The organism is Halomonas sp. M4R1S46, from assembly GCF_025725685.1.
Taxonomy (GTDB): Bacteria; Pseudomonadota; Gammaproteobacteria; order Pseudomonadales; family Halomonadaceae; genus Halomonas.
The window spans coordinates 3,116,215-3,136,781 of the sequence record NZ_CP107008.1 but is presented as its reverse complement, the minus strand read 5'-3'; the positions used below and the strand labels follow the sequence as shown (position 1 = coordinate 3,136,781).

The 20,567-nt window shown below is 57.4% G+C and carries 19 protein-coding genes; 13 read left to right on the top strand and 6 right to left on the bottom strand.

The window, feature by feature from the left end:
- Positions 1 to 174: 174 nt before the first annotated feature.
- The 6 genes from OCT48_RS14580 to OCT48_RS14555 all read left to right on the top strand — a co-directional run bounded on the left by OCT48_RS14580 (position 175) and on the right by OCT48_RS14555 (position 6,328).
- Positions 175 to 1,854: a P-loop ATPase, Sll1717 family gene (locus tag OCT48_RS14580; protein WP_263589853.1), complete on the top strand. Its 1,680-nt coding sequence runs from the start codon at positions 175 to 177 to the stop codon at positions 1,852 to 1,854.
- Between the two features lie 77 nt (positions 1,855 to 1,931).
- Positions 1,932 to 2,687, top strand: a complete 756-nt coding sequence (locus tag OCT48_RS14575; protein ID WP_263589852.1) for a hypothetical protein — start codon at positions 1,932 to 1,934, stop codon at positions 2,685 to 2,687.
- Positions 2,688 to 2,870: 183 nt separating this feature from the next.
- On the top strand, positions 2,871 to 3,560 hold the full coding sequence (locus OCT48_RS14570) for a hypothetical protein (protein ID WP_263589851.1): 690 nt from the start codon (positions 2,871 to 2,873) through the stop codon (positions 3,558 to 3,560).
- A gap of 496 nt (positions 3,561 to 4,056) precedes the next feature.
- Positions 4,057 to 4,794: a hypothetical protein gene (locus OCT48_RS14565; protein ID WP_263589850.1), complete on the top strand. Its 738-nt coding sequence runs from the start codon at positions 4,057 to 4,059 to the stop codon at positions 4,792 to 4,794.
- A 78-nt stretch (positions 4,795 to 4,872) separates the two neighbouring features.
- Complete coding sequence (locus OCT48_RS14560) at positions 4,873 to 5,346, top strand: peptidase M14 (RefSeq protein WP_263589849.1); 474 nt, start codon at positions 4,873 to 4,875, stop codon at positions 5,344 to 5,346.
- Between the two features lie 481 nt (positions 5,347 to 5,827).
- Positions 5,828 to 6,328: a hypothetical protein gene (locus OCT48_RS14555; protein ID WP_263589848.1), complete on the top strand. Its 501-nt coding sequence runs from the start codon at positions 5,828 to 5,830 to the stop codon at positions 6,326 to 6,328.
- 118 nt (positions 6,329 to 6,446) lie between these two features.
- On the opposite strand, the gene OCT48_RS14550 is transcribed toward OCT48_RS14555, so the two are convergent.
- Positions 6,447 to 6,629, bottom strand: coding sequence for a hypothetical protein (locus OCT48_RS14550; protein ID WP_263589847.1), 183 nt, complete (start codon positions 6,627 to 6,629; stop codon positions 6,447 to 6,449).
- A gap of 805 nt (positions 6,630 to 7,434) precedes the next feature.
- Here OCT48_RS14550 and OCT48_RS14545 point away from each other — a divergent pair.
- The 3 genes from OCT48_RS14545 (at position 7,435) to OCT48_RS19625 (ending at position 11,669) form a co-directional block, all read left to right on the top strand.
- Positions 7,435 to 9,615 carry a putative bifunctional diguanylate cyclase/phosphodiesterase gene (locus OCT48_RS14545; RefSeq protein ID WP_263589846.1) on the top strand — a complete coding sequence of 727 codons (2,181 nt, stop codon included), beginning with the start codon at positions 7,435 to 7,437 and terminating at the stop codon, positions 9,613 to 9,615.
- Positions 9,616 to 9,772: 157 nt separating this feature from the next.
- Positions 9,773 to 10,606 (top strand): exonuclease domain-containing protein, encoded by an 834-nt coding sequence (locus OCT48_RS14540; RefSeq protein WP_263589845.1) that lies wholly within the window; start codon positions 9,773 to 9,775, stop codon positions 10,604 to 10,606.
- Positions 10,607 to 11,351: 745 nt separating this feature from the next.
- Positions 11,352 to 11,669: a YdhR family protein gene (locus OCT48_RS19625; protein WP_183385274.1), complete on the top strand. Its 318-nt coding sequence runs from the start codon at positions 11,352 to 11,354 to the stop codon at positions 11,667 to 11,669.
- A gap of 165 nt (positions 11,670 to 11,834) precedes the next feature.
- Here OCT48_RS19625 and OCT48_RS14535 read toward each other — a convergent pair whose 3' ends face one another.
- The 4 genes from OCT48_RS14535 to OCT48_RS14520 all read right to left on the bottom strand — a co-directional run bounded on the left by OCT48_RS14535 (position 11,835) and on the right by OCT48_RS14520 (position 15,119).
- Complete coding sequence (locus OCT48_RS14535; protein ID WP_263589844.1) at positions 11,835 to 12,206, bottom strand: histone-like nucleoid-structuring protein, MvaT/MvaU family; 372 nt, start codon at positions 12,204 to 12,206, stop codon at positions 11,835 to 11,837.
- A 670-nt stretch (positions 12,207 to 12,876) separates the two neighbouring features.
- Positions 12,877 to 13,077 (bottom strand): PA3496 family putative envelope integrity protein, encoded by a 201-nt coding sequence (locus OCT48_RS14530; RefSeq protein ID WP_263589843.1) that lies wholly within the window; start codon positions 13,075 to 13,077, stop codon positions 12,877 to 12,879.
- Positions 13,078 to 13,261: 184 nt separating this feature from the next.
- Entirely contained in the window at positions 13,262 to 13,696 is a 435-nt protein-coding gene (locus tag OCT48_RS14525; protein ID WP_263589842.1) for a PAS domain S-box protein, read from the bottom strand.
- Between the two features lie 109 nt (positions 13,697 to 13,805).
- Positions 13,806 to 15,119: an MFS transporter gene (locus OCT48_RS14520; RefSeq protein WP_263589841.1), complete on the bottom strand. Its 1,314-nt coding sequence runs from the start codon at positions 15,117 to 15,119 to the stop codon at positions 13,806 to 13,808.
- Between the two features lie 54 nt (positions 15,120 to 15,173).
- Here OCT48_RS14520 and OCT48_RS14515 point away from each other — a divergent pair, with 54 nt between their 5' ends.
- Complete coding sequence (locus tag OCT48_RS14515; RefSeq protein WP_263589840.1) at positions 15,174 to 15,443, top strand: SelT/SelW/SelH family protein; 270 nt, start codon at positions 15,174 to 15,176, stop codon at positions 15,441 to 15,443.
- Between the two features lie 232 nt (positions 15,444 to 15,675).
- Complete coding sequence (locus tag OCT48_RS14510; protein WP_263589839.1) at positions 15,676 to 16,572, top strand: DMT family transporter; 897 nt, start codon at positions 15,676 to 15,678, stop codon at positions 16,570 to 16,572.
- Here the strand turns inward: OCT48_RS14510 and OCT48_RS14505 are convergent.
- A complete protein-coding gene (locus OCT48_RS14505; protein ID WP_263589838.1) occupies positions 16,563 to 17,228 on the bottom strand; it encodes an arylesterase in 666 nt (221 codons plus the stop codon). The genes OCT48_RS14510 and OCT48_RS14505 overlap by 10 nt on opposite strands.
- Here OCT48_RS14505 and OCT48_RS14500 point away from each other — a divergent pair.
- Together OCT48_RS14500 and OCT48_RS14495 are read left to right on the top strand one after the other, a co-directional pair.
- On the top strand, positions 17,227 to 17,943 hold the full coding sequence (locus tag OCT48_RS14500; protein WP_263589837.1) for an ABC transporter ATP-binding protein: 717 nt from the start codon (positions 17,227 to 17,229) through the stop codon (positions 17,941 to 17,943). The two genes, OCT48_RS14505 and OCT48_RS14500, sit on opposite strands and share 2 nt — an antisense overlap.
- Positions 17,940 to 20,519, top strand: coding sequence for an ABC transporter permease (locus OCT48_RS14495; RefSeq protein ID WP_263589836.1), 2,580 nt, complete (start codon positions 17,940 to 17,942; stop codon positions 20,517 to 20,519). The genes OCT48_RS14500 and OCT48_RS14495 overlap by 4 nt, the downstream gene beginning before the upstream one ends.
- Positions 20,520 to 20,567 lie beyond the last annotated feature (48 nt).

The following is a 20,567-nucleotide window of genomic DNA, read 5'->3' as shown; positions in this document are numbered from 1 at the left end:
TGCACGGTGATTGTTGTTATACTGCCGAGCTATACTTAATGTCTATAAATTTCAATAGGATGAGACATGTTCGAGCGCGCAGGATAACATTGTTGAACGCGCGTGCGCCTTCAAGTGGAATATCAAGCGCGCGGCCTAATACCTGTTAGATTTTGAGGATACAAAAGGAACAATATGTCTATAGATAAACCATGGAAATCATTACGGGCTTTACAAGAGCCCTTTAACGATGCATTCAACTACCGATCAAGAAAAGAAAAGGAGTTATTTAACAAAGTATTTCTGATTACTGACTCTTTGGAAAGGTGCTTGAGCCCTTCAACATATTTCTTGATGGGAGAGAAGGGAGCCGGGAAAACAGCATATGCTGTTTATTTAGAAAACAACGCTCTAGATAATAATAAATGTCAAGTAACTACGATGACAGAAACGCAGTATGCGAGATTTATAAATTTAAAAAAAGCTGGGAAGCTTGAGTATAGTGACTACGCCAATACATGGCGATCAATGTTACTTTTTCTTGTTGGCCATCTTGTTATAAATAAGTCTAAAGGTATCTTTTCACGGATAACCGGTAAATATAATAATCTCGAAAAAAGTATCGAAATGTGGACAAAGAATGCGCTTAACCCTGAGATAGAAAGCGCGTTTGAGGCGATTACGAGCGATAAGTTTGATCTAGAATTAGGTCAAAAAGGTGTTGCTAAGGCGGGTGCGTCGGAAGCGTTAAGCGAGACCGAAAAAACCCCAAGGTTAAAACACCACCTTTTAGAGACAGAGATGGAATTAAAATCCGCCATTTCGTCTCTTAAGTTAAAAGATAATCATGTGCTTTTCGTTGACGGGATTGATTATCGACCTGAAAGAGTATCATACAGAGAATATCTAGAATGTATAAAAGGATTATCTGAAGCCGCGTGGCAACTCAATACGGAGTTCTTTAATGGCATTAGGGATTCAAAGGGGCGCATTAAAATAGTACTTCTCGTTCGCCCGGATGTGTTTCACGCACTTAATGTTTATAACTCTAACTCTAGGCTTCAAGATAATACTGTTTACTTAGATTGGGCCACAAATGAGAAAGAATATAAGGGTTCCCCGCTTTTTGAGGTAAGTGGGAGATATTTCTCTAGGCAACAGACATTTGAATCTTCACCTGAAGATGCATGGAATAACTATTATAGGGATCAGGACCTCGGTGGCCTCGTTTTTAAGAAATTGTTAAGGCAGACTTTCCAAAAGCCTCGTGACATTCTCACGTTTATAAAAATCACGAGGGAGATTCAGATATCCGCAGGCAAAGGGGATTGGTCAGTCTTTCAGGATGGCTTTCACGCTAACGCTAGGTTTACAAGAGCTTTTTCGGATTATTTGCTTGGGGAAGCAAGAAATTATTCTGCATTCTATATGACGCAGGAAGACTTCAGGATATATTTGAAATTTTTCCATTATTTAAATGGAAAGGCCCGGTTCTCATTTGATGAGTTTGATGAAGCTTATAACGAATTTCACAAGTGGGCTAAAGGTGAGAAAATTCGAGCTAAAGAATATTTGCACGATTCAGAATCACTCTTGCAGTTCTTTTATGATGTAAATATCATTGGGTATTCCGAAGAGACAGAAGATTCTGGCGAGGGCTACTACCATTGGTCTTATAGAGAACGATCGCCAAACAATATAGCTCCCAAGGTTAAAGCGGCAAATAAATTAATGATAAACCCTGGTATTGCAAAAGCTTTGGATATAGGAAAAGCTTTTTCCCAGAAAAAGGCGAAACCTCAAAATCCAAGAAAAAGAAAGCCAAAAAATACGAGCAATCGGCGCTATATTAAAAGCAAGAAATCTAACCAATAGGTGAAGCCGACCGGTACTCCGCTGCGCTCCGTCCCGGCGGTTTACCACGGCGTTAAAGCTCAAGGAGTAATTCGAGAATGAAGTCATTTTTAAGCTGGTCAGGAAGGAAAAGTCATGAGGTCGCAATGGCATTTTCTGATTGGCTGCCATGTGTTATTCAAGCTGTAGATCCATGGGTCTCCTCTGAAGATATTGATCGCGGATCAATTTGGTTGAATGAAATATTTGAACAACTTAAAGATACTAATTTTGGTTTAGTTTTCGTTACAAAGGAGAATCAGAACAAACCTTGGCTGCTCTTTGAGTCTGGTGCCTTATCGAAGGGGTTAACGGAAAATAGAGTATGTACTGTATTAATCGACCTTCAAGTTCGCGATATAGATTCTAGCTCACCTATTAAGCACCTAAATCATACAACACTGGAAAAACAAGATGTTCTGAAGTTACTAAAGACAATCAATAAGCATTTAGATCAAGGGAAAATACAGGAAGATCGGCTTGAAAAATCTTTTGATGCGCTTTGGCCGTCACTGGAGTCAAAGATCTCAGAGATAATTGACTTTGATCCGGAAGATAAAGATCCTGCTCGAGAAGATAAGGATGTGTTGAATGATATTCTCGAAAATGTGTTAAGCATAAATAGAAGGGTATCCCGGGGAGTGCTCCGTGGATCAGGAAGGCATATCGAAAAGCATCACGCCGAGATACTACTCAAAAGACTTCTAAAAATGGACATGGACAGAGGAGATATTGAAGAGGCTATGGAGGATGTCGTGCCTAGCCACTGGATTCGTCAAAAGTTAGATGAAATCTTTGGCCCCGAAGATGAGTAACGGCCAAAAGCTTTAACAAGGCATTGCACCGGACAAGCCGGTGAATGCAGCGTTGGACGACACCGTATAGGCCACGCGTCGGCCACTCCGAGGCGTGTGGTGGATTCATGGCACTCGGATGAAAGATCTGGCGTAAAGATGGATCCCACGAATGAGGGTCGCACTGATAACGGAGTAGAGAATATGCCGAACACACATACAGCACTTAGAGTTGCGGGGGCCTGGCTGGCGATCGCGTCTTTCCTGCTTGTTGCGGCACTCATTGTGCACGGCCCCCTCGCCCACGATCTCAGCGACCAGATGAAAGAGATCGCCGACGGGGCAACAACGTGGTCGGCGATCCATTGGGTGTCGGCCGCTTCCTTATCCCTATTTGCGGTGACGGGGCTGATCGTCCTGAGCTCCGGGTCACGCCTGGCCGCAAGTGGGTGGACCATGACGGCCTGGGCGGTGTTGACCGTGAGCGCTCTCTGGACCATGACAACTGCCGTGGCTGAAGCGACTGTAGTGACCAATGCCGCAGTATCCGGAACCAAGGAGATTTTCGAGGCATGGTGGGCCTTTGCCGAAGGCAAGGCGTCGGGAATTGCGTTCTTAGCGCTATCGATCGTCGTGATCTCGGGAAACGAGGCTCAAAGTTCCGAACGAGTCGTACCAGCGTGGTCCGCCTGGATTGCCATGATTTCGGGGGTTGCGTCCTTCGCTGGCTGGGCCCTGGGGAGGTGGTTCGGGGTAGACTTCGGGAACCTCCTCTGGGTGGTCTCCTCAGTTGTCATGAGTATGTGGACCCTCTGGTTCGGCTTTGCATTGATGCGCTCTCGGACTGACGCCCAACAAGACGCTCCAACCGACACGCCAAAGCCGCGCGGCTGAGCTTCATCGTTGAATTCTCACCACCAACTAGCTAAGTGGTCGTTTTTCATGGAAGAAATAAGATTCGAAAAACCACGAGAAGAATTCGAACATCGTATTTTTCCCAGTCGCCTAGAAGATGACCCCAATGTGTTGTTTCACGGGACCTGCGAAAGTTTTGCACGATCAATTAAGGATCACGGTTTCCGGTCGCAAAGCGAACTCAAATCCAGCTCGTTTTCGAGGCATTCTGCCGTTCCTCTTGGTTATGCTTGCCAGGAAAGAGGTAATGGATTGAGGGGCATAATTTTCGCGGCCAGGTTTAAGGGTTTAGACATGCCGGGAATCAGGCAGGAAGGAGATATTGTGTACCTTGATAATCCTGCGGCTGAGTACGAGATTGTTGCATACTGCTATGTTCCCGAGGACTACCAGCACCTTTAATTTAACAATTCGCGTAAGGCGGACGTCCCCTACGGGCCGCCGCTTCGCTCCGCGTTAGGCTAAAGGAGACAGAGTGCCATACGAGCCAACAGAAAGAAAAAATCCTAGACAGCTTACTATCGAACAGCATTTCCACACTGCTCATGCGATTTCGCTGTTTTACGATTCTGACAAAAAGGTGGAAGTAAAGCTTCTCCAGTCAGGAGAGCTAGTGAGGAGGCATAAAAGGGCTAAAATATTTTGTACCAAACGCATGTGGGATCAACGTGCAGAGAAAGGCTACTTGGTTCCAATAGAAGACGCTTTCCACGAAGAGATTGACAATATAAAAAGTTACACGGAAAGAAATCATGAAGCGATTTCTCGCTACTGTCTTCTATGGCGCTTTAGACACGAATATCATCTGAGCAATCCTCCAGATGGTTTGCTGAATGGGATTTCAGGATCGATGCTAACCAAACAGCAGGAAGAAAATTTAGAAAGCAAGTGGGGCAGCTTTGTAAGAGATGGCGGAGTTGTCCCTTCTAGGTTTACATCTGGCGTGCAAATACAAATGAGACTGGATAGCAGCTGGCATACATGCAGCCACTTCAAGTGGGGCCTCATAGAGGCGAAAGATGGCGAATTTATAGTGGCTGATGGCTACAGTGACTTCGCATTCATTCCCATCTCGCCGAAATTCGCTTTTTGGGCGGGAGAAAGGGACCAGAAGATCAGCAGGCAGCAGCTCGCGGAGGTTAATAGAGAATCAATTGCTAGGGCCAAGGAGTTCTACTTCGCCCGAAAAATTGGCGCTTGCCCTGTTGCCTAACAAGCGCGTCAAATGCGACGCTCGTACCTTGCGCGCTTTACGCGGGCGTTATGTTTCTCTAAAGCATCGGATGCCGCGATGGAATTAACATGGTTACAAGTTATTGATACGGCGGTTAAAATTGGCCTTGGAGCTTTGATTTCAGGCGGAGCCACCTTTTTTACGCTCATAAAAAGCCAACAACATGAAGATCGAAAGGAAGCGAAGGCGAATTTTTATAGGCTGCAGGAAGAGAAGAAAACAAAATGCGTAGATCTGTTGGCCAAGTCACAAGAGCTGATTCAGCAGCATCTTTATAGTACTTGCGCTCCCGGTTCTGATTCCTACGGCGACTATCTCCGTGCATTTAACGAAGTCCAGATAATTTCAAGTGACCCCATACGAGTGGCAGCATTCAACATGGTCTCTGACGTTCAGGCATTCATTTTCCTGAACAAAAATAATCAGGAATTAGAGTTGGTTGACAGAATGGTTGCGTCTGCCCGGGAAAAAGTATTTGTTTTCCAAAAGGTAGCCCAGCAAGAAGTGACCAAACCCTATGAAAAAACATAACAAGTCATTGCAGTTCGTTCCGGCCATAACGGGACTCCACCGGACGGCCTTTTCTCCGCTTCGCTACGCAAAGGCCGCCGCTGAATATTGGCGTTACATGAGGACTCTCCGAAAGTCCGCTTCTGGCCGTTAGCTGGCCTACATAATGTGGTCGTTTTTCTTTATACGCAGCGACCGCCTCTCCATGAGGCCCTGGAGGGGCGGTTTTTCGTAAAGAAATTCCGTAAACCTGTCTACGTACAGAAAAGGTCCGAATTTCGAACGACGGCAGCCGGTTCACTTCGCGGTAAGGGCGGCTGCGCACTGTCCGGGTTTCAGTGACTGGGCTCGGAGCGGCGATCGGGGGCGATCCTGCATCGAGCATGGCCTAGCGTCCCCCTGGGCGGGGTGAATGTCCGGGTTTCGGCTAGAAACCAAATAGTCTGCGGTAATCGTGCCATGGTAGGCTACCAAGGGATCAAGAAAATAGGGGAGCAGGAGCATGAAAAATATTGGGTCGATTGTTATGTATGGCCTGGTTGCATTTTTGGTTTTTTCATTCCTCTCAGAGGGTAGTAGCGAAAGCAGTAGCGAAGGGGAGGCTGAGGTATCCCAAGAAAGTAAAAGGGAAATCGAGTATTCCGAGGATGCGGCGATGGGGGATTACTCGAAAGAAGGAGTGTGCAAAGCTGCTGTAGGAGCAATGTTCTTTCACAGCCCCTCTATAATGAAAGCGTCCCGTGTAAATGACGAAGTTTATAAAGTCAGCTACCGTCGCCCAAATGATAACAGCTTATGGGAGTATAAGTGTCAGACTGAAGGAAATAGAGTCTACTGGGGAGGGTATGATGGCCGGTGGAGAACCCATGAGCTAGATTCTGTAGTTCTCTTTGGGGCTTCTGGAGGAGGGCTTACCATTCAAGAGAATCATGCTGATGGTAGCACTTCGGTGACTCAGTTTAAAAAGGACAGAGACGGATCAATCAGGGAGGTAGACTCCTAGAGCCATCAACTAAGAAGCCCCGCTGTTGGCGGGGCTTAGTTGTAGATCGCTACCCATTTCATGATACACCTCGTGCGTTAGGGTGGGCGACTATTTCTTAAACATCACTTCAACTATGTCACTCTTTTTCACTCCATCTTTTCAGTCTTATATTCAATGGTTTCATTCTTATCTCAAGCTCAATGAATGAAGATTTTCTTGACTCACCTGAAGTTTCACCGCTTCCGGTAAGCTTTGCGAATAGAAGTGAACCGAGAAAGTTTCCTACCGCATTTTTGATTACCTCTACTAATGTTTCCATTTTTTCTCCTTTTCAGATGGAATCTGAAAGGAGGGTTCTCCTCTGAAGACAGAGCTGATTTAAATCACAATGCTTCTCCTCCTATGGGATTGCCCTTTCCTTTCGTTAGCCTTTACCATGCTCTTACCAAAGAGCATCCACTACAATTTATCATGAAACTTACGTTTGTAAACCCTTAAAGGGTAAATTTTCCGACTTTTTTTATCATCGTTTTTTATAGTTATTTCTTTCAGTCTGATGGATCTAATGAGTAGGCAGTAGGGGGGTACATGGTTGTCATGTTCGGCTTTTTAAACGATAAAAATCGTTAATAATAGACAGGATTACGCGGCTTCTCTTGCGCTTTCGACCCTCATGTTCGACCACGCATTGACGTTCTCCCGCCCCCTTAGCTGGCCGCCGCGGTGTAGTCCGCTATCTAACCCTGGCATGACTGCCAGATTGAAGCATTTTGTAAAGGAAACGAAGGTTTCTTTTCCACAGTGCCTTGGGGGGGCAGAGAAAACAAACTTTCCTGCTCCAATGCAGAAGGGCACCGGCAACAATGTCCGCTTCTGGCCGATAGGACAATTTTAACCAACGCTGATGGACAGTTTCAGGCATCTAGCGACCCTATTTGGACGTCACGGCCTAGGTAGAGCATGAGCCAAAACCCGGACTTCAACTACAGCGGGATGATGAGCCTTTCATCCAGGTTCTATTATGTCTAAGATAACCTAGGGGTGAGCTGCGTAGCTAAGGGGACTTGATGGTGCGTCAAGGAGACAGCAAGGCCTGTAGATTGTTCGTGACAGGAGCTCTGCTGATGCAGGGACTCCTCTCGGGCATTGCCGTTGGGCAGGCCGAACCCGAACTGCAAGGCACGGTAGTCTTCGCCGGCTCCGCGACCTACCCCCCGTTCCAGTGGCTCGACCATCAGGGTCAAACGAAGGGATTCGTCATCGACTTACAGGAAAGCATGTCGCAGCGTGGCGGTGTTGACGTCGAGCATCGGTTGATGGAATGGGAAAGCGCCTTGAATGCCATCGATACCGGCGCAGCTGACGCCGTCGCGCTCTTCGCCTCGGAAGCGCGTAGCCAACGCTTCGACTTTACGGAGCCTTTCTATTATCTGTCCCACGGCATTTTTTCCCATGCCGAGGGTGAGCGTTTCGGCAGCCTGGCGGAGCTGGAGGGACACCGGGTCGCCGTGGTGGTCGGGAGCTATGCTGCAGAGCGCCTCGCTGAGAAGCACAAGGGGGTGCACCTGATCCCGGTCAACACCGAACACGCCTGCGTGGTGGCGGTGCAGGCGCGGGAGGCGGAGGCCTGTGTGGAAGCCACCCATACCTCACGGCGCCACGCAGCCGAGCTGGACGTGCACCAGACGAGCGCGCCCTTCTGGCCTCAGCCTTATGTCTTCGGTGTCCGCAAGGGCAACGCCGAGCTGCTGGCCTGGTTGAACCATCAGCTGGCCATGATCCAGACAGATGGCACTTACTATGATATTTATCAACGCTGGCTACCCGAGCTGGAGTGGCAGAAGCCGAGTCTCACCGACAGACTGCGCACCTTCGTCTGGGTGGTAACGCCTCTCTTCTTGCTTGCCCTTATCGGCCTTTCCTTTTCCTGGTATCTGAAACGCCAAGTGTCCCACCGTACCCGCCGACTGTCGGTAGAGCTGGAGGCCCGAAGCCAGCTCGAGGCGGAGCTTCGCTATCAGGCGGGACATGACACTCTCACAGGGCTGCCCAACCATACGGCCTTCATTGATGGCCTGGAACGACGCCTCCGGGACGAGCGTGACTGGGTTCCGACGGTCATCCTGCTACGCCTGCTGAACCTTGAGCAACTGACCAGCATCCTTGGCTATCGCTTAGGTCATGAGTTGCTACTACAAGGTTTTTCTCATCACTTGGAAAAGTTGAACTTCGCGCAAGTCAGTCACTTTGGCTCGGGCGTCTTCGCCATCCTATGCCAGCATGGCATGCCTCACGAGGACATCGCCGAGCTCATGAGCGAGTCGTTCGAGATCGATACGATTCAAATCGATGCACAGGTCGTGATGGGGATCAGTGAAAGCCGGACCACCGATGACGAAATGAGCCCGCGTGAGGCAGAGGAGCTGGTTCGCCGTGCTATGACGGCCTTCTCGTCGGCGGCGAGGACCGACAAGTCATGGTGTGTCTATAGCCCTCAGCTGGAGCCCAACCCCGACGACTTGATTTTGCTGCGAGACTTTCGACGCCATGGCACCCGTGACATGTTCTTGCTTTATCAGCCCAAGCTGGACCTGGCAAGTGGGCATATCCGGGAGGCAGAAGCGCTGATCCGCTGGCATCATCCTCAACTAGGGGTGGTGTCCCCGGGGCACTTCATTCCCCTGCTAGAGGAGACCGGCCTGATTACGCAGGTCACCCACTGGGTCATCGAGGAGGCGGTCCGGGAGATCAAGCATTGTCGCACCTACGATGCCGCATTCAGCGTCAGCGTCAATATTTCCCCTCGAGACCTGATGGAGGGGGGCACTCTGGTGGACTTTATCGAGGGGCGAGCGCCCCCCAGGCCCCCGCACAGCCTCTGCCTTGAGATCACCGAGACCGGTGTCATCAGCGACCAGGACTATGTCCAGGAGGTCATCGCCGAACTCCATGCGGCCAACATCCGTTGCGCCGTGGATGACTTCGGCACGGGTTACGCGTCCTTGTCCTACCTGAGCAAATTTTCCGTGGATGAAGTGAAGCTCGATCGTAGTTTCATCAGCAACATGCTGGAGAACGAGCGGCATCATGCCATCGTTGCTTCCACGATTGCCCTTGCCCACAAGCTGGGTCTCAAGGTCACGGCGGAAGGCGTGGAAGACATGGTTACCCTTCAGGCTCTGGCCGATATGGGGTGTGATACCGCTCAAGGCTATGTGATCTCTAGACCAATTACGGAAACGGAGCTCTACCGGCTTATGGGCCGTCGCCTCTTCAACAAAACCCTGCAATTCGCTGATACGTAGCATGGCCAAGATTCAGATCGACTACACCAAGACTCAAGTTTCTAAGTGCTCCATGTCATCTTTCGACCCCAAAGCTGTCATGACAGAAAATGTAATCAGTGATTTCAGTTCATCATAAATTGAGCGATCTTAAAAATATGGTTGGGGGTGTTAAGTTTTGAGACAGGTTGCCATTGCTATAGAAACAACTGGTGATGACCCGAAAGACGGGCACAGAATCGTTGAGATAGGATGTGTTGAACTCGTTAACGAACGGATAACAGGTCGACATTACCATGAATACATAAATCCAGAACGCACTATAGATGAATCTGCCATTCAAAGGCATGGTATAGTTGACGAGCTTCTAGTAGGGAAGCCAGTTTTTTCCGATATTTTAAATGCATTCCTTGATTTCGTCGGATATGACGAGGTGGTCACATATGACGCAGGTTTTTTTCTTTCGTTTATTCATCATGAGATCTCGTTGTCTAACGTTGCTAATAAAAATAATGATGGTTTAAACAATGACATTGTAGACATTCTTCTTGTTGGAAACGAAAGGCATCCAAAGCAAAATAATAGCTTGCGAGAACTCTGCCAAAGATATTACGTGAAAACCTCTAAAAATGAGCATGCTGGAGCATTATTTAGGGCTGAGTTGATCGCAGATCTATTGCTTGCTCTCATAAGTGAAAGCACTAAGAAGATAACGTCAGACCTTACGCGATATGAAGAAGGTGAAAATCTCGTTGTTGTAGAAACATTCCCAGAATTCGATGAAGCAATTGACGGCATTAGCAAGACGGCTTTATGTAGAGGCGTTTCTAATCATGAGTATCCTCTGCTTCCCTCTCTTTTCCGGCATGTAGATGTTGAATCGGCAGATGTTCGCGAACATAATCTGATGTGGGTTTTTAAAACTCATGCAAAACCATATCTAAGCAGTAACCCAGAGAATGAAATCGAGTGGCTCACGATTGCTCAGCATCACGGCCTTCCTACAAGGTAGTTAGATTGGAGTCTAAGCCCACTTGTTGCATGTTTTTTTGCTGTCCAAAGTCTAACTGGATCCGATGCGGCAATTTATGTTTACGATGTGGGTCGGTTTAGGAAAGAGGAAGAACTCGACGCTTCAAAATTAACGGACATTGTTGCATTCTTCCCCTCTCACGCAACTAAAAGGGTAACGTCTCAGTCGGGGATGTTTACAATCCATCCTACCAGCAATATGAAGCTTGAGTCTCCGTCAATCAAAAAAATCGTCATCCCTGCTGAGCGGAAAAAATATTTTTTGGAAAAGCTCATAAAATATGGAATTCACCCGGGCACGATTTTTCCAGACCTTGATGGGCTTTCAAGCTATTTAAGTTACTTGAACGGTTACAAGTGAAGTTCATGATAGCGAAGTGGGAGTAATCGAGGACGTACCCATATTTGCTATATCAGCGATCGCTGGATGTCAGCTTATGGCCGGATGGGGAAGTTTAGGCTACGCTCATGACAAGGGTCGTCGGTTGACGACCCTCAGCAGATTTCCCGGAGAATGGTGCCGGCAAGTTTATTAGTTTTCTACTAACCAAGTTGGATTTAGTATCTGTTATTCTCAGAGGGGTACGGATGAAAGGGTGCGCGTTTATTGACTTGAGCGTACCAGAAGGACAACTCCATAATAGAGCGTGCGATCTGATCACTATTATGCTGACGCCGCCAGGTCAAGACGGCTGTCTAGACTCAGCTTTCGGAGGTGATCGCTAATGGCCAATATCCTATATGTACGTATCAAGTCCGACCTGGAGCGCAGTGAGTTTGAACGACGACTCCTTGAGAGACGCCCTCGTTTTCAGGAGGTGCCAGGACTTCTTCAGAAAGTGTATGGACGGGATCCAGAGACAGGAGATGTATGCGGAATCTATTTCTTCGACAGCGCCGAGTCACTCTCACAATTCAAGGACTCCGATCTTGCCAAAAGCATTCCTCAGGCCTACGAGGCAGTCGATGTCCGCAGGGAGGTCTATGACGTTCTATATTCGTTGAGGCCTGAGCGCGGGCCCTTGGATGACGAGACACTGTAATTCAGAGGTCCAGATCACGGATACCGTATAACCGGGTCGTGCAACCGGCCGCCTTCGGCGGCGGCTGACGGCCCGGTCCATTATATATCAGGGTGTTCTCAACGTCCGTTCTTGGCCGAAAGCGGCCCTGCCACCATACTTTCGGTTGGCAGGGCATAAGCTGGGTTAATCTTCCGTTCTCATCAACCACTCCTCGACGGTCTCAGCGCCGTGCTCATCTTTCCACGCCTTCAGCGTTTTCTGGTTGCCGCCGCGTGTCTCTACGACTTCTCCGGTGTTAGGGTTCTTGTAGATCTTCAGCTTGCGCTTAGCACGGCCAGTGCTCATGGTACTAGAGGCCTTGGTAGCGGACTGCTGCGGATCTAGGAGCTTGATGACTTCTGCAGCTGATTTGTCGAACTCACGCATCAGAGCCTCAAGTTTTTCTTTGAACTGAATCTCGACCTTGAGGCGATCATCATTCTTGAGCCTGTCCAGCTCTTCCTGAAGTTGCTTGAGCTGCTGTTCCTTGTGCATATAGCTGGTGAGAATAGACATGTAATTCCTTGTGCTGGTGAATGATAATCGTGATTATGGTGCCAACTTTAGATTTAATCAATGTATAGTAGGGCTCCTAATCGCCTAAGGGCGATGGCTTGCACTCGACCTTGTGAGACTGATCCAGACGATAAAACCCGAACAGATGGAAATCAGCCTGCCTTCATTGGCGGTGACATGGGCAGTGCAGGCTGGCTCGGAGAATATTGACAGCGTGGTAGTGTGGGCTGAGCAAGATCACTCATGAGTATCATTTTGATTAGTGGAAAAGACTCAATGCCACGGATATCCTACGGCTACCAAATGTGGCTCGTGTCGACCGATAGCAGATCCTACGATGGCTGCACGCTCCTCATTACCGCTTTAGGGAATTATGTTGAAAGGGTGTTTTGTAACCTTTTGGTGCCAGATGAGCGCAATACGTTACAGAATGTCGATGCTGTTAGGCTAGGTGTCGAGATGTGTAGCCCCCTGGTGTCAGGTACCAAGGGGGCTCTGGGCCAGCAGGTCATGTGGGTGACAAAATTCCATCAGTATTTCCGGGACATTGCGCCATGGAATCTCACTAGTGTTGGAGGTTCGGGATTGCAGGAATCGGTGGCCCTCGATGATAGTGGCCGGGAGGGGGAAAGGCCAGGGGCGAGGAAGCGAGGCCCTCGACCCTCAGGCCTTACTCCTCTTCATCGAGGGCCCAGTCGTCCTCGATGGCACGTCTCAGGCGACGTTCCTCCAGCAGGCCCTCCAGGCGCCGTCGGGCGCGCAGCTGTTCGGCGCGGCTGGCCGGGCGGGCACGGCGATAGTCGTCGTCATTGACGGCGTCGTCGTGGTCGTCCTCGTCGTAGATGTCGTCGTGAAGGGATTCGGGGCGCATGCGAAGTCCTCCCATGGCCAGGTGCCGCTCGCGGCGAGCGACGCTCCAAGCATTGCCCCGCGCGTCGCGAGGCCTCATCCGGCGCCGGTTGGCGGGCGCCTGACGGCTATATAAGACGGGAAACGCGAAAGCGCAACCCCCTGGCGGGCTTTTTACGCGCGGGGGAGGAGGGCGGGGAGGCGGCTCAGGACAGGCCGTGTTCGGCCTTCAGGCGCTCGAGTTCCTGCTGGGCCTCGACGCGCTCGGTGACGTCCTTCTGCACGCCGATGTAGTAGGTCAGGTTGTCGTCCTCGTCATAGAGGGGCGTGATCGAGAGCTCGTTGTAGAACAGGGTGCCGTCCTTGCGGTAGTTGCGCAGCACCTCGCGGCAGGGGCGGCCCTCCTTGAGCGCCTTGCGGATGATGGCCAGCGCCGGCTGGTCGCGGTCCTCGTTCTGCAGGAAGCGACAGTCGCGGTAGAGGATCTCGTCGGCGCTGTAGCCGGTCAGGCGCTCGAAGCCCTGGTTGACGTAGATGAGGATGTTCTCGTCGCCTTCCTGCTCGGCGACCACGATGCCATCCGCCGAGGCATCGACGATGCGTTCGAGCAGTTCCGGGCTGATCAAGGGGGATCGTTTCATCAGGGCGTTCCTGTCGCGGTGCCTGTCATGGTGCCGGCCGGTGTCGCCGGCTCCCTGTTGCGAAACAGCATGGCCAGCCGGACGCGAGATTTCAACGCCCGGCGCGGCGCTATTCCACCTCGGGCAGTCGTCGGGCGCTGGCGGCGGCGGCCAGGCCCGTGGCCGCCAGCACCGCCAGCAGGGCCGCGGTGCCGAGCCACTGGGCCAGGGCGCCGACCAGGCCGCCCACCGCCAGCATCAGCACCCCGGTCAGGGTGTTCGACAGCGCCACGTAGAGCGCCCGGTCCTCGGCTCCGGCCATGTCGACGAGATAGGTCTTGCGCCCCAGGCGTACCCCGGAGTGCACGATCACCAGCAGCGCATAGACCAGCGCATAGGGCCAGACGGTCTGGGTCCAGGCCGCCGGCCACCAGGCGAAGAGCGCCCCCAGCAGGCAGCAGGCCGCGGTCCCGAGCCCGCTGTCACGCATCACCGTACGGCTCGAGGCATCGGCGCGCTTGCCCCAGATGGGGCTGGCCAGCATGCCGGCCACCCCGGAGACGACGATCAGCACGCCCAGGCCGCCGAGGACCGCACCGCTCTGCTGCTGGCCGAGCAGGGCGACATAGGGCAGGGCCAGGGCGCTGGCGAGCAACAGCGCCCGGGACAGGTTGAAGTGCAGGAAGGCAGGGTCCTCGCGCAGCAGCCGCAGGCCGGTGCGGATCGCCGTCCAGGCGTTCCCGCCGCCCTCGACGGCGCCGGGGGTCTCCCGGATGCGGGCCGCACACAGCGCGTTGACGGACCAGCCCAGGACGGCGACCACCAGCAGGCTGGCCAGGACCAGCTCCCCGGGGCGGTCCTCGAACAGCATCAGCACGCCGCCGGCGGCGAGCGTCGCGGCGCCGGCCACGCTGCCGCTCCAGCCCATCAGGGTGCCGCGGCGCTGCTTGGCGATGGTCTTGCCCATCACGTCCTTGGTGGCGATCGATGACAGGCCGCGGGCCAGCGACAGCGCCACCAGCACGCCGAGCACCAGGGCCCCGCCGAGGCTGCCGCCGCCGACCAGGGCCAGCAGGGCCAGGGCCGCGGCGGCCAGGGCCTGGAGGAGGCCGCCTGTGACCCACACCCACTTGCGGATCGGTCGGCCGCGGATCAGGCCCGCCACGAACAGCTGGGGCAGCAGGGCCCCGGCCTCGCGGATGGGCACCAGCAGGCCGACCATCCACAGCGGCGCCCCGATCACCCCGAGCAGCCAGGGCAGCACCAGCCGGGCACTGGCGAGCTCGTCGGCAAGCTTGTTGCCCAGTGCGGCCCCGAGGTGCAGGAAGAAGTTGCGCGGCTGCTCCCGGCAGGCCTCGTCGGGGATGTCCCGGCACATCCGGCTGTCCTCGTCGCCGGTGAGCCACTCGTAGAGGCGGGACTGGCTGATCTCGGGCTGGGCCATCGAACCTCCCTGGCGGTATCATGGCCCGATCATTCTTGCGACAGGCGAGGGCCCATGTCACGCATCCGGATTCACTATTGCACCCAGTGCCAGTGGTTGCTGCGCAGCGCCTGGTACGCCCAGGAACTGCTCTCCACCTTCGGCGAGGACCTGGACGAGGTGGCCCTGGTGCCGTCCCACGGCGGCGAGTTCGAGATCTTCTGCGACGACGAGAGCCTCTGGGAGCGCAAGCGCGACGGCGGCTTCCCGGACATCAAGGCCCTCAAGCAGGGGGTCCGCGACCGCCTCGATCCCGCCCGGGATCTGGGCCATATCGATCGATAAGGTTGCGGGCTGCGCATCCCCAAGGCTATCCAGCTAGTCGGGGCTGATCCGTCAACAGGTCTACGAGGGGCGCTGTGACCCCCCCTGGGCGCTACCGACGCCATCCTTGGCGTAGGACCCCCTCTATGATCTGTCCCCGGACCCCCTCGCCAGACCCAACTGCGCTTGCCCTGTGCGCATCCCGGGATGGCGTGAACGAGGGAAGGGACTGAAACGAGGAAAGGGAGTTGTCATGACACCGGATCGCCGCGCAATATGCTTCGGGCTGGGGGCCGTGGGCCTGTGGTCCACGGTGGCCACCGCCTTCAAGGTGGCGCTGCAGCACATGACGCCGCTGGAGCTGATGTGGATCGCCTCGCTGGTCTCCTGGGCGCTGATCGGCGCCCTGGTGGTCCGCCGTGGGCTGCTCGGCGAGGCCCTGGGCCGGGGCTGGCGTACCGCCGCCTGGGCGGGGCTGATGAACCCGGTGGCCTACTACCTGGTGCTGTTCGCCGCCTACGATCGCCTGCCCGGCCAGGAGGCCATGGCGCTCAACTACACGTGGGCCCTGGCCATGGCCCTGCTGGCCGTGCCCATCCTCGGCCAGCGGCTGACCCGCATGGACATCCTGGCGGGCCTGATCGCCTATTCGGGGGTCTGGGTCATCGCCACCCGCGGCCGGGTCCTCGACGTGGCCTTCGCCGATCCGCTGGGGGTCGGCCTGGCGCTGGTCTCGACCCTGCTGTGGGCGCTCTACTGGCTGCTCAATGCCCGGGATCACCGCTCCCCGCTGGTGGCCCAGTGGCAGAACTTCAGCGTCGGGGTGCCGGTCCTCACCGCCCTGGTGGTACTGGGACCGGGCCTCCAGTGGGTCGGCGGCACGGGGCTGGCGGCCGGTATCTATGTGGGACTCTTCGAGATGGGGATCGCCTTCGTGCTCTGGCAGCTGGCGGTGCATACGGTATCGCGCACGGCCAAGGTCTCGAACCTGATCTTCCTCTCCCCGCCGGTGTCGCTGGTGTTGCTGTACGTCATCGTCGGCGAGCCGATCCTGCCCTCGACCCTGGTCGGGCTGGTGCTGATCCTCGGCGGCCTGGGCCTGCAGCAGTGGCAGAAGGCCCCGGCCACCCCGGTCGACGCTCAGTCCTGACGCGCGGCCAGTTCGATGCCCTGCGCACGCAGCAGCGGGGCCAGCCTCGGCCAGACGTTGTCGAGCAGGGCCGGCTGGGCCTCAGCGGTGGGATGGAGGCCGTCGGCCTGCATCAGCTCCTCCTCCAGGGCCACGCCCTGGAGGAGGAAGGGCACCAGCGGGACGCCGTAGCGGTCCGCCAGCCGACGGTAGACGCCGGTGAAGGCATCGCGGTAGGCCGGGCCGTAATTGGGCGGGATGTCGATGCCGAGCAGCAGCACCTCGGCCCCGGCGGCCCGGCTCGCCTCGATCATGGCCGCCAGGTTGGCGCGCATCTGCCCCGGAGGCAGGCCGCGCAGGCCGTCGTTGCCGCCGAGCTCGAGCAGAACAATAGCCGGGGCATGCTGTCGCAGCAGCTCGGGGAGGCGCGTCGCCCCGCCCCGCGTGGTTTCCCCGCTGATACTGGCGTTGACCACCCGGGCCTCGCCCGCCAGCCGTGTCGCCAGTAGGCTGACCCAACCGGCCTGGCGCTCGATGCCGTAGGCGGCGCTGAGGCTGTCACCCATCACCAGCAGCACCGGGCGCTCCGCGGCCTGGAGGGGGCCGGCCAGCAGCAGGATCAGCCACAGCAGGCCCAGTGCCGTGTGATGTCGACCAACAGGGAAGCGCTTCGTCATGTCCAATTCCTTTCCGGCGGATGCCTCGCCCATCCTACACGCCGCCCACCTCACCAAGCGGGTCGAGAGTGGCGAGCGCTCGCTGACCATTCTGAGTGATCTCGACCTCTCGGTGTTCCCCGGCGAGAGCGTGGCGATCCTCGGCCAGAGCGGGGCGGGCAAGTCGACCCTGCTCGGCCTGCTGGCCGGGCTCGACGCCCCCAGCGGCGGCGAGCTCCGGCTGTTCGGCGCCTCCCTGGCCGAGCTCGACGAGGACGGCCGAGCCCGGCTGCGCGCCGGGCGCGTCGGCTTCGTGTTCCAGAACTTCCAGCTGTTGCCGACCCTCACGGCGCTGGAGAACGTGCTGCTGCCCCTGGAACTGTCGGGGGACGGCGAGGCGCCGGCCCGGGCCCGCGAGTGGCTCGACCGGGTGGGCCTCGGCGAGCGCCTGGACCACCTGCCCAAGCAGCTCTCCGGCGGCGAGCAGCAGCGGGTGGCGCTGGCCCGGGCCTTCGTCACCGGCGCTGAGCTGGTCTTCGCCGACGAGCCCACCGGCAACCTCGACCCGGCCACCGGGGAGCGGATCATCGACACCCTCTTCGCCCTCAATCGCGAGGCCGGCACCACCCTGGTGCTGGTCACCCATGACCACGCCCTGGCGCGGCGCTGCGATCGTTGCCTGCACCTGGTGGCGGGGCGCCTCGCCGAGGGCGACCCGGCGGAGGTCGCGCCATGAGCGGCCGGGCCTCCGGCGCCATGGGCCTCGCCTGGCGCGGCCTGCGGCGCGACCTGCGGGCCGGCGACGTCAGGGCGCTGTTCCTGGCGTTGGTGCTGGCGGTGGCCGCGGCGACCATGATCGGCTTCTTCCTCGATCGCCTGGAGCGCGGCCTGACCCGCCAGGCCGGCCAGCTGCTCGGCGGCGACCTGGTGCTCGAGCAGTCCCGGCCCTTCGACGCCGCGCTGCGCGCGACCCTGGAGGAGGCCGGGCTCGCGCTCTCCGACCAGGTCGACATGGTGTCCATGGTCAGTCGCGGCGAGGCCTTCCAGCCGGCGAGCCTCAAGGCGGTGGACGACGCCTACCCCCACTACGGCGTGTCCCGGGTGGACCGCGGCGAGGGCGTCGAGGCCCTGGCCCGCGGGCCGCTGCGCGGGCGGGTCTGGGTCGCCCCGCGGCTGGCGCTGCTCCTCGACCTCGCCCCCGGCGACCGCCTGCGGGTCGGTCGGGTCACCCTCGCGGTGGGCGGCATCATCGAGCGCGAGGCCGATCCCTCGGCGGGCTTCGGCAGCTTCAATCCGCGGCTGATGATGCACGTCGACGACCTGCCGGCCACCGGCCTGGTGCAGCCGGGGTCGCGCATCGAGTACGAGATCCTGGCCGCCGGCCCCGCCGAGGCCGTGGCCGGGCTCGATCCGCTGCTCGAGCGGTTGCGCCGCGACGGCGTCGAGGTGCGCGACGTGCGCCGGGATCGCCCCCGGCTGGGCAGTGCCCTGGCGCGGGCCGACCGCTACCTGAGCCTGGCCGGCCTGGCGGCGGTGCTGCTGGCCGGGGTGGCCGTGGCCATGGCCACCCGCCGCTACGTCGAGCGCCACCTGGACACCGCGGCCCTGCTGCGCTGCTTCGGGGCCAGCCAGCGGACCCTGGTGCGGCTGTTCGCGCTCCAGCTGCTGTGGCTGGCGTTGGCGGCCTCGGCCCTCGGGGCGCTGCTGGGCCTGGCTGGCCAGGCGGCCCTGCTGGCCCTGCTCACCGCGGTGATGCCGGTCGAGCTGCCGCCCCCGGGGCTCACCCCGCTGTGGCTCGGCGGGCTCACGGCGCTGGCCGTGCTGGGCGGCTTCGCCGGGCCGACCCTGCTCCGGCTGCGCCGGGTCAGTGCACTGAAGGTGCTGCGTCGGGAGCTGGATCCGCTGCCGCCCTCGGCCTGGCTGGTGGTGGGGGTGGCCGCGGCGGTGTTCGGGGCCCTGCTGTGGCTGTATTCCGGCGATCCTGGCCTATCCCTGGCCCTGCTGGTGGGCGGCGGCCTGGCGCTGGTGGCGCTGTGGGGCCTCGGCGGCGGCCTGCTGGCCCTGCTGCTGCGCTTCTGCGCCCGGCTGCCCCAGCGGGGCGGCGAGGGCGCCTGGCAGGCGCTGCGCCTGGGGGGGCGACAGCTGGCCCGGCGGCGCCGCTCCAGCCTGGGCCAACTGCTGGCCTTCGCCGTGGCCTTCTTCGCCATGGCGATGATCGCCCTGGTGCGCGGCGACCTGCTCAGCGCCTGGCAGGCCCAGTTGCCCGAGGACACCCCCAACCACTTCGCCATCAACATCCAGCCCGGCGAGCGGGAGGCCTTCGAGACGGCCCTGGCGGGGGCCACCGAGGCCCGCACCGCCCTCTATCCCATGGTGCGCGGACGCATCACCGCCATCGACGGCCGCCCGCCCCGGGAGGCCGTGCCCGAGGAAGCCCGGGGCGACAACGCCCTGCGCCGCGAGCTCAACCTGACCTGGCGCGAGACCCTGCCGGAGGGCAACCGGCTGGTGGCCGGCGAGTGGTTCGCGGCACCCCCGCCCGCGGCCCGCCAGGGCTGGTTCTCGGCCGTCGAGGCCGACGGCCGGACCCCATCGGTGCCGATCTCGCTGGAGAGCGGGCTCGCCGAGCGGCTGGGGCTGGCACTGGGCGATACCCTGACCTTCAGCATCGGCAGCGACACCATCGTCGGCGAGGTGACGAGCCTGCGCGATCTGGACTGGGACAGCTTCCGGCCCAACTTCTACGTGATCTTCCCCCCCGGCGTGCTGGAGCGTTTCGGCCACAGCTACATCACCGCCTTCCACCTCGACGGCCGCGATCGGGAGACCCTGCGTCGGCTGGTGAACGAGTTCCCGGCGGTCACCCTGCTCGACGTGGAGGCGATCCTCGCCCGGGTCCGCGAGGTGCTGACTCAGGTGACCCGGGCCGTGGAGCTGGTGCTCGGCTTCGTGCTCCTGGCGGGCATCAGCGTGCTCTACGCGGCGCTGACCGCCAGCCTCCCGGTGCGCGCCCACGAGGCCGGCCTGCTGCGGGTGTTCGGCGCCGGCAATCGGCTGCTGTCCCGCGTCCAGGGCGCCGAGTTCGCCCTGCTGGGCCTGGCCAGTGGCCTGCTCGCCGCGCTGCTGGCCGAGCTCGCCGTGGCCGGCCTCTACTGGGGCTGGCTGGATCTCGTCCCGCGGGTACACTGGGGGCTATGGGCCTGGTTGCCCCTGGGCGGCGCCCTCACGGTCGGCGTGATCGGCCACCTGCTGTCCCGGGGCCTGCGCCGCCAGGCACCGGCGGCGAGCCTCGGCCTGCTGGGGGAGACCTGACGCCGGCAGGAATCACCGGGCCAGGGAGGAGGGATGAAGGAAGCGCTG

Excerpts from the sequence above, each read along its gene's own strand:
- OCT48_RS14580 (WP_263589853.1), top strand. The coding sequence starts at position 175 with ATGTCTATAGATAAACCATGGAAATCATTACGGGCTTTACAAGAGCCC.
- OCT48_RS14575 (WP_263589852.1), top strand. The coding sequence starts at position 1,932 with ATGAAGTCATTTTTAAGCTGGTCAGGAAGGAAAAGTCATGAGGTCGCA.
- OCT48_RS14570 (WP_263589851.1), top strand. The coding sequence starts at position 2,871 with ATGCCGAACACACATACAGCACTTAGAGTTGCGGGGGCCTGGCTGGCG.
- OCT48_RS14560 (WP_263589849.1), top strand. The coding sequence starts at position 4,873 with ATGGAATTAACATGGTTACAAGTTATTGATACGGCGGTTAAAATTGGC.
- OCT48_RS14555 (WP_263589848.1), top strand. The coding sequence starts at position 5,828 with ATGAAAAATATTGGGTCGATTGTTATGTATGGCCTGGTTGCATTTTTG.
- OCT48_RS14550 (WP_263589847.1), bottom strand. The coding sequence starts at position 6,629 with ATGGAAACATTAGTAGAGGTAATCAAAAATGCGGTAGGAAACTTTCTC.
- OCT48_RS14545 (WP_263589846.1), top strand. The coding sequence starts at position 7,435 with ATGCAGGGACTCCTCTCGGGCATTGCCGTTGGGCAGGCCGAACCCGAA.
- OCT48_RS19625 (WP_183385274.1), top strand. The coding sequence starts at position 11,352 with ATGGCCAATATCCTATATGTACGTATCAAGTCCGACCTGGAGCGCAGT.
- OCT48_RS14535 (WP_263589844.1), bottom strand. The coding sequence starts at position 12,206 with ATGTCTATTCTCACCAGCTATATGCACAAGGAACAGCAGCTCAAGCAA.
- OCT48_RS14530 (WP_263589843.1), bottom strand. The coding sequence starts at position 13,077 with ATGCGCCCCGAATCCCTTCACGACGACATCTACGACGAGGACGACCAC.
- OCT48_RS14525 (WP_263589842.1), bottom strand. The coding sequence starts at position 13,696 with ATGAAACGATCCCCCTTGATCAGCCCGGAACTGCTCGAACGCATCGTC.
- OCT48_RS14520 (WP_263589841.1), bottom strand. The coding sequence starts at position 15,119 with ATGGCCCAGCCCGAGATCAGCCAGTCCCGCCTCTACGAGTGGCTCACC.
- OCT48_RS14515 (WP_263589840.1), top strand. The coding sequence starts at position 15,174 with ATGTCACGCATCCGGATTCACTATTGCACCCAGTGCCAGTGGTTGCTG.
- OCT48_RS14510 (WP_263589839.1), top strand. The coding sequence starts at position 15,676 with ATGACACCGGATCGCCGCGCAATATGCTTCGGGCTGGGGGCCGTGGGC.
- OCT48_RS14500 (WP_263589837.1), top strand. The coding sequence starts at position 17,227 with ATGTCCAATTCCTTTCCGGCGGATGCCTCGCCCATCCTACACGCCGCC.
- OCT48_RS14505 (WP_263589838.1), bottom strand. The coding sequence starts at position 17,228 with ATGACGAAGCGCTTCCCTGTTGGTCGACATCACACGGCACTGGGCCTG.
- OCT48_RS14495 (WP_263589836.1), top strand. The coding sequence starts at position 17,940 with ATGAGCGGCCGGGCCTCCGGCGCCATGGGCCTCGCCTGGCGCGGCCTG.